Raw genomic sequence first — 7,406 nt, forward strand, 5'->3', positions numbered from 1 at the left:
GTGGTTTTCGGGTTTCCCTAAAATAGTTATCGGCTCGGATCGATAAATTTATGCAATTTAGCACCCGAGTTTCCAGTCATTCTCTCCTTCCCACCCATCAAGGAAAAATGACTAGACAGGCGATCGCCTTTTTTCCCAATTTGAGTAGGTTGGGTGGAGGTCACGAAACCCAACGCCACCATCTCTTAGTATGACCTTTTTCCCCCAATTTGAGTAGGTTGGGTGGAGGTCACGAAACCCAACGCCACCATCTCTTAGTATCGCCTTTCCCCCCAATTTGAGTAGGTTGGGTGGAGGTCACGAAACCCAACGCCACCATCTCTTAGTATGACCTTTTTCCCCCAATTTGAGTAGGTTGGGTGGAGGTCACGAAACCCAACGCCACCATCTCTTAGTATGACCTTTTTCCCCCAATTTGAGTAGGTTGGGTGGAGGTCACGAAACCCAACGCCACCATCTCTAAATGATGTTGGGTTTCACTGCGTTTCACCCAACCTACATTGCTACTACATTTTTACTCCTCTGCGGTTAGCCGGTAAGCCGCGATTACTGGGGGTAAAGCAGTAAGCATTGCCATCAATCTTATGAATATTCTCACGTAAGAAGCGATCGCAATTTGCTTCAGGAACAATAATCGTTTGATAGAGTCTTCGTCCTGAGAGATTTTCATAATAGGGAATCCAGAGAACCCCTAAATTCCCAAATCCATGCTCAAAATGAAGAGCCTCACCTCTTTTTTGAGCCTCTGCCTCAGTTTTCCAAGCCGACTCCGCAATCTTCGACCTTCAAAATCAGCACTGCGCCAGTTAAGACGGGGATAGGCGAAAGAAGTCTCTATTGTGGCTAAAGTGCCAAATAGTAAGCCTAGAAAAGCCAGGGCAATTTTCTGCATGGGAAAATCCATAAATTTAGATTTCATAGTGTAACTTACGGGGTTAAAGCCTACATTCCAAAAACCGAGAATTTTCCACAATTACACCCCCACAAAAGCCAGGTGCTCTCCCTGAGTCACAGGCTGTGTAACAATGATTTACTGAATTTCCCGAATCACAAGGTAAATGTCCTGGAGGTGCTTGCAAATAAAATATAAAGTTCTGGTAATCCCTCTTATAAGAAGGAGTAATCAACCATCCCAAAGCTGCATATAACCGAAGAGATGCTTGAAAAACTTCACGATTTCGCTCCCCCTCCATTAACCCTTGAAGTTGAGTAGTATTGAATTGCTGTCTCCAAACTTTAAGTTGAACACTATAACCAAAGTTTCCATTTGAGTGCTTCTTCCAAACCTCATCAATTCTCCTCAAATCTGAACAAGAAATTTGAGCAATTTCTTCGGGACGGATTTGTCTTCCTAAATTGCCCCATCTATTACCAACTTGCTTTATTAATTCCCAGTTTTGCTCATCAGCCTTACGCCAGTCTCCCTCCTGTGCAAAGTTTTCTAAACGAGAATACATAGCCTCCACATCCTGTCCTCCTTGGCTCTTTAAAACAGGCAAACTAGACCTGGTTATAAGAACATGGTATTGGCTATCTATTTTTGAATGAGCAGGAAATTGAACCAAAATAAGCAATAAAACAATGATTGATAATCCCCAAAAATAAAAAAAATTTTTGTATTTTATTAACTTCGGGTTGTGCATAGTCATAAGCTGAATGAAGAGTTTTCCAATAATTAAATCAAGGAAAAGTGAAAAATTGATCGATGTCAATTCTAACTTTATCTATTTCTGTACCGTCCGCAATCTGCTGAATGTTGCAAGTCTCTGCAAAAACCCAGTCAGATACCCAAAATAATATCAGAAATACACCCCAATGATTTGCAAATTTTAAAAAACTCATTATTTTCTTTACTCGAACATTCTTTCATAAACTAAGCGTGAAATAATTGGAAAAAATTCCCAATCCTCTCCATAAGCAGCCCCATCGCCAAAGACTGATATAATATAGGCTCTATTTTTAGACCTATGATGAATTAAAGCGACTTCGAGCCGAGAATCATTAGTCCACCCGACTTTTGAATAAAAATCAATCTTTTGTCGATTTTGATAAATTCCTTTTCCTAAAAAACCATCAACTGAATCATATTCCTCGGGCTTCCACACTTGAGGATTTAAATCTATTTTAAGCAGTGACATTATTTGCATTGATGCAGTTTGAGAAACAGCTTGATAAGTACCAATTTCATACATTAATCTAGACGCATGTCGAGCCGTCATTTGATTACGAATTGGAGGCTGATTATCACCACGCATACGCAGATCCCATCCTTGAGGATAATTCATTCCCAAATAGGGTATGGGAAAATTTTTCTGACTGATATTTATTCCTGAATATCCTGATTTTTGAAAGAAATAATTGACAGAATAGCGTTTATTTAGCCAAGTTTGGTAGTCTTCTGTATGGGAAATAGATGTGGTATCAGTGATAAAATCTACAATTCGGCTAGCTGCTTCATTATCAGATTTTTGGATGAGTTTACAAATAGTAGTAACACATCCCATTTGTGGTAAATCAATTGGTTGAGGAGGAATGTTGCGCTCTGCTTGTAAGGAATAATACGCGACTAACCAAAACAATTTCGGGATACTGGCAGGATAACGAAAAACATCAGCTTGATAAGTGCCTTCAGTTTGTTGATTTAAATCAATCAAGTGTATAGATAAAGAATTAGTTGGCAGACCTCGCATTCTGGCAGTATAAACTACTTCATTAACAATCTTTTGTAAATTATCATTTGGATTAAAGTGAGTAGGATTAGTGACATTATAAACCCAATTGGGGTTAATACCTTCTCTTGATTCCAGTCTAGAAGTTATATTTAAATCTACAGAATCTGGAGATAAATCTATACTATTAGGTGGCTCTCTAAAAATTGTATTATCTAAATAGCGATCATCATTTAATGAAGGTTTAGGAGGAAATACAAAGTACAAAATAGCTGCTCCACTTAGTCCTAAAACTAAACTAACTGACATAACAATTGTAGTCCAAGCTAACCTTGATAAATGCTTTTTATTCGGGTAATTGTTAGTCGCTAAATAGGCACGTCTCAATCCTTGACGTTCACCCTGATTTTTATGATTATTTTTGAAAAAATATTTATGCACAGCCATGATGTATTTAATCAACTTTTTGATACCAGGATATTTTTAACTGATTATTTTCTTTTTTTATGGTATATCGATATCTGGATGTACTGAAATAAGCATTATTGGGGTCGGGTTTGCCGTTGCGATATAATGTGCCATCTTCTGTAACTATCAGCTCTATTGTTGCATTGTTTTCATCTGATTCAAAACGCTCTACAGAATCAACGCGCTGAATTCCATACTGATAATAAGCATTATTATTTTGTAGCCAAGTTATGGGGCCATCGGCTTTAACTAAATCAGTGAGTAATGCACCTGTGGTTAAATTACGGGCAGCATCTCGACTATAAGGAGGTGCAAAAATTTGGGATTTAGACTGAAGCCATTGTTTAACTAATGCAACCGCTTTTTCTTCTGTAATAGATGGTATTGCTTGTACAGCAGGCTTTGGTGGCTGAGATTCTGCTTCTGATTCCGATTGCGATGGTGTCTGGCTTGCAGAAGCTGTAGTTGTCGGCTGAACCTCAACGGCTATAGGATTGTCTATTGCATTATCAGCAACACTATTCCAAAATCTTGAGACAAAAAGTCCAACAATAATGCAACTGCCAATTATTCCACCCGTTAATACTGCTTTAGCCCATTCTGGCATTGTTGATGGATTTTGTAATGCTGTCGGACTCATAGACTGAGCTGGAGAAAGAATAGTAGCTGCTTGACCTACGGGAACAGAAGAAACAATTGTTGGAGGTTGCTGGTTGGGATTGCTAGAAATTATTGTAGCTGTAGGTTGCCCAGTCCGGGAAACAGAAGTACCTGTATGAGATGTGAAATTCAGCGCAGCTCGCATTTCGCCAGCCGTCGAAAAACGCTTGTCTGGATGAGATTGAATAGCTTGTTCAATGGCGTTAGCAAAACTTGGTGTAATTGTCGGGACTTCAGAGCGCCAAAGGAGATTTCCGCTAAGAGGATCTGTTGAAAATTCTTGGGGAACTTTTCCAGTTAGGCAGAAAATGGCAGTCAATCCTAAAGCGTATAAATCACTGCTGTATATAGGGCGACCTATAGCTTGTTCACTAGCCATGAACCCCGGTGTACCAATAACCACCGATCGCGTCGGATTTCCAGAGTGACTCAGTACGGTTCCCATCGTCTCTTTGACGGCACCGAAATCGAGCAATACGGGTTCTAAATTGCTCGATCGCAGCATAATATTGTCAGGTTTAATGTCGCGATGAACAATTTGCTTACTGTGAACATATTCCAGAACAGACAGTAAGCTGACTAACATAGCTCGGACAGAGCTTTCACGCATTGATCCGTGGCGATGAACGTAGTCCGTTAAGGTTTGACCTTCGATCCACTCTTGAACCAGATAAAATAAGTCATTTTCACGAAAATAGGCGTAGAGGGTTGGAATTTGTTGATGAGCCGTTCCCAGTTCCTCTAAAATAGCAGCTTCTCGTTGAAACCGATCTTGTACTAATTGATAAATATCAGGATTATCCGTAACAGGCTTTAGTTGTTTAATGACGCACCTTCGCCCGGATGGCATTTGAGTATCTTCAGCCAGAAATGTTTCTCCAAAACCGCCAGAACCTAAAGGCTGAATGATTTGATAGCGGTGGTTTAATAAAGAATGGTCAGCCATAGTAATTCCTTAACCAGTTCATTCTAAGTACGAACTGTCTTTATTGCTTATACCTATTTATTCCAACAATAACACGCTTAACTCTGAAACTCAAGCCAAGAAATATAAATTTTCTTTTAAGTTTTAACGGATTGACCTTGAAAAAATTTAACATAAAAAACTTAATAGCATAGTTTTCATAACCCATGAGCCATAGTCTACCTAAAACCCAGCTTGAAACATCTTCCGATCCATATCTGGAACTGACAAACCAGACCCAAACCATCAAATTTCCACTAAAAAAGGCTCAACTGATACTTGGTAGGGCTACTGATGCAGATTTAAAGACTCCCGAAGACTGGTTAGCAATTTCTCGTTACCAGGCTACTTTAACTCGCCACGGCGATGAATATGAGATTTACGACGGTATCACCAAAAATGGTACTCGCCAACCCAGTCGAAATGGACTGCTTGTTGAGCAACGCCGGGTAGGGGTTGTGGAATATTATCAATTATTCGACGGGGATGAGTTGCAAATTGGTCAAGATCCTATGACTCTCATTCGTCTGAAATACCATAATCCCCAAAACCCTAAATTCATTGTCTCTAGCACCACGAGAAATCAATCAATTAGTATCAAAAACCGTTCGATTATGCTAGGTCGCGACCCATCTTGTAACTTGGTTCTTGATTCTCCTGTGGTTTCCAGAAAGCACGTTGTCATTGACAAGGTTGATGGTGGGTACTACCAGTTATTTGACTACAGTACAAATGGTGTTTTCGTCAACGAACAGAAAGTCAATCAATCCATGCGGCTTCCCGATGGTTGCACAATTCGCATCGGTTCATTTATTTTGGTGTTGAGTGGCGATCGCCTCACCCTTCAAGACCGGGGGGATAAATTGCGTCTTGATGCTTGGGAAGTTACCCGCATTGTTTCCAAACATTCCCGAAACAGCCAAACTTTGCTCAATTGTGTTTCAATTCCACTCGAACCCGGTCAACTGATTGCAATTGTTGGCGGAAGTGGAACGGGAAAATCAACTCTTTTGAAGACACTGCTAGGTATTCAACCTCTTTCTGGAGGATATGTTTATTTAAACGGCTCAGACCTGCAACAAAATTTTAATATCTACCGTACCCAAATTGGCTATGTACCTCAAGAAGATATCGTACATAGAAATCTGACGGTTGATCGGGTTCTCACTTTTGCTGCTCAATTACGTCTTCCCCCTGATACAAATATTGAGGCAGTTATTCAAAAAACTCTGACTGAAATTGAACTTTTAGATCGACGGCATACCCTAATTAGCCAACTAAGTGGTGGTCAATTGAAGCGAGTCAGCATTGGCGTTGAACTTTTAGCAGACCCCAAGTTATTTTTCCTCGACGAACCCACATCAGGACTCGATCCAGGATTAGACAAAAAAATGATGCAACTTCTGCGAAAGTTAGCTCACTCAGAAAATCGAACTGTAGCTCTTGTTACCCATGCGACTGCCAATATCACTTTGTGCGATCGCGTTGCCTTTATGGGAAGGGGAGGAAATCTCTGTTACTTCGGACCCCCTAGCGAAGCTCCTAGTTTTTTTAATGTAGGACGGGATGACTTTGCTGAAATTTATAATGAACTGGAAAAGTCTCCAGAAGAAAATCAAGGCTGCTCCATCGAAGATTATTGCCACCAGTGGAATACTCGATTTAAACAGCATACTGACTACCAAAAATATGTCCTAGACGCTCTGATTGTTCCCGGTAAAATTAATGCCAATTCTCCTGAAATCAATCAAGCCAATCAAAGGACGACAAAATTAAAAGATAAACCAAAACAGGTTAAGCCTTCTCCTCTGAGGCAAATAAGGGTACTTTTACAACGAGACATCCAATTAGTTTTAGCCGACCGATTTAACTTGGGATTGTCATTGCTAACTGCTCCCATTGGAATTGCCTTGATTACTTTGGCTATCCGCGAGCAAGAACCCCTGACTCTTGGTGACGGTTCCGATGCGTCAGAGCGTGTTAACTATAAACCCTTATCCTAACAGCGATAGCGGGTTATTACTCAACCCTATATCCTATCGAGTTACTCAGATATTACTCACAATCTAGTCCTAGCACAGGAAAATAATTCTGTCAACGGTTGATTACTCAGTCAACAAGCACAACTTAATCAATCTGTCAAATATCCATTCCTCCCCCCAACCAAACACCGATAGGGTAACTCCCTTGTGATACCCGTCAATGGCAAGCCTATCGGTTCGTTCCTCACCATTGACTGTTATCACATCGGTCGCACCCCTAAGAGTGTTTGTTTCGGTTAGGGGGGGATATGCTTCCAAGTCAACATGATAGCTGTAGGTAGCCGTAGGGGGAACCCACTAGGTTATCAATGTACAACGATACCCCTATCAATGTACAAAGATATCAGACCGCCTACCTGGTTCCCTGTGGGAGTCAGATTATTGGTGAAATCTTGAGGAGCCTACTCGCTACCAACAAAATGCGATCGCATAATCACGACTAACCTGGCTATGACATACTGAAGCGATACCCCTAAACAACTTTTCAACTGGTGACTTGTTTCGTCAKCTCTCGCTGATACCTACATAATCATAGGGAATTGCTTTACCAGAGACACCCGATACCTACCTAATCTCACGCAAGTCACTAATTTATAGGGGTAC

Annotated in this window: 7 protein-coding genes and 1 pseudogene; 3 read left to right on the plus strand and 5 right to left on the minus strand. The window is 40.6% G+C overall.

The window, feature by feature from the left end; all coding sequences use genetic code 11:
- The first annotated feature begins 50 nt into the window (after nt 1-50).
- Entirely contained in the window at nt 51-194 is a 144-nt protein-coding gene (locus B9T16_RS23365; protein WP_157888753.1) for a hypothetical protein, read from the plus strand.
- A 320-nt stretch (nt 195-514) separates the two neighbouring features.
- Here B9T16_RS23365 and B9T16_RS23370 read toward each other — a convergent pair whose 3' ends face one another.
- The 5 genes from B9T16_RS23370 to B9T16_RS23390 form a co-directional block, all read right to left on the minus strand.
- Nucleotides 515-670: a hypothetical protein gene (locus tag B9T16_RS23370; RefSeq protein WP_231852037.1), complete on the minus strand. Its 156-nt coding sequence runs from the start codon at nt 668-670 to the stop codon at nt 515-517.
- A 21-nt stretch (nt 671-691) separates the two neighbouring features.
- Nucleotides 692-919 (minus strand): hypothetical protein, encoded by a 228-nt coding sequence (locus B9T16_RS23375; RefSeq protein ID WP_014277317.1) that lies wholly within the window; start codon nt 917-919, stop codon nt 692-694.
- A 16-nt stretch (nt 920-935) separates the two neighbouring features.
- Nucleotides 936-1,712, minus strand: coding sequence for a GUN4 domain-containing protein (locus B9T16_RS23380; RefSeq protein WP_014277316.1), 777 nt, complete (start codon nt 1,710-1,712; stop codon nt 936-938).
- 138 nt (nt 1,713-1,850) lie between these two features.
- Nucleotides 1,851-3,116: a serine hydrolase gene (locus B9T16_RS23385; protein ID WP_410245897.1), complete on the minus strand. Its 1,266-nt coding sequence runs from the start codon at nt 3,114-3,116 to the stop codon at nt 1,851-1,853.
- Nucleotides 3,117-3,123: 7 nt separating this feature from the next.
- Nucleotides 3,124-4,743: a protein kinase domain-containing protein gene (locus B9T16_RS23390; RefSeq protein ID WP_006616734.1), complete on the minus strand. Its 1,620-nt coding sequence runs from the start codon at nt 4,741-4,743 to the stop codon at nt 3,124-3,126.
- Between the two features lie 185 nt (nt 4,744-4,928).
- On the opposite strand from B9T16_RS23390, the pseudogene B9T16_RS23395 reads away from it, so the two are divergent.
- A pseudogene (locus tag B9T16_RS23395) lies at nt 4,929-6,728 on the plus strand (FHA domain-containing protein); the annotation flags it as partial.
- 383 nt (nt 6,729-7,111) lie between these two features.
- Complete coding sequence (locus tag B9T16_RS23400; RefSeq protein WP_410245898.1) at nt 7,112-7,246, plus strand: hypothetical protein; 135 nt, start codon at nt 7,112-7,114, stop codon at nt 7,244-7,246.
- The last annotated feature ends 160 nt before the right edge of the window (nt 7,247-7,406 follow it).

Origin of the sequence: Arthrospira sp. PCC 8006 (assembly GCF_046480465.1) — a bacterium.
In the GTDB taxonomy this organism is placed as follows: Bacteria; Cyanobacteriota; Cyanobacteriia; order Cyanobacteriales; family Microcoleaceae; genus Limnospira; species Limnospira platensis.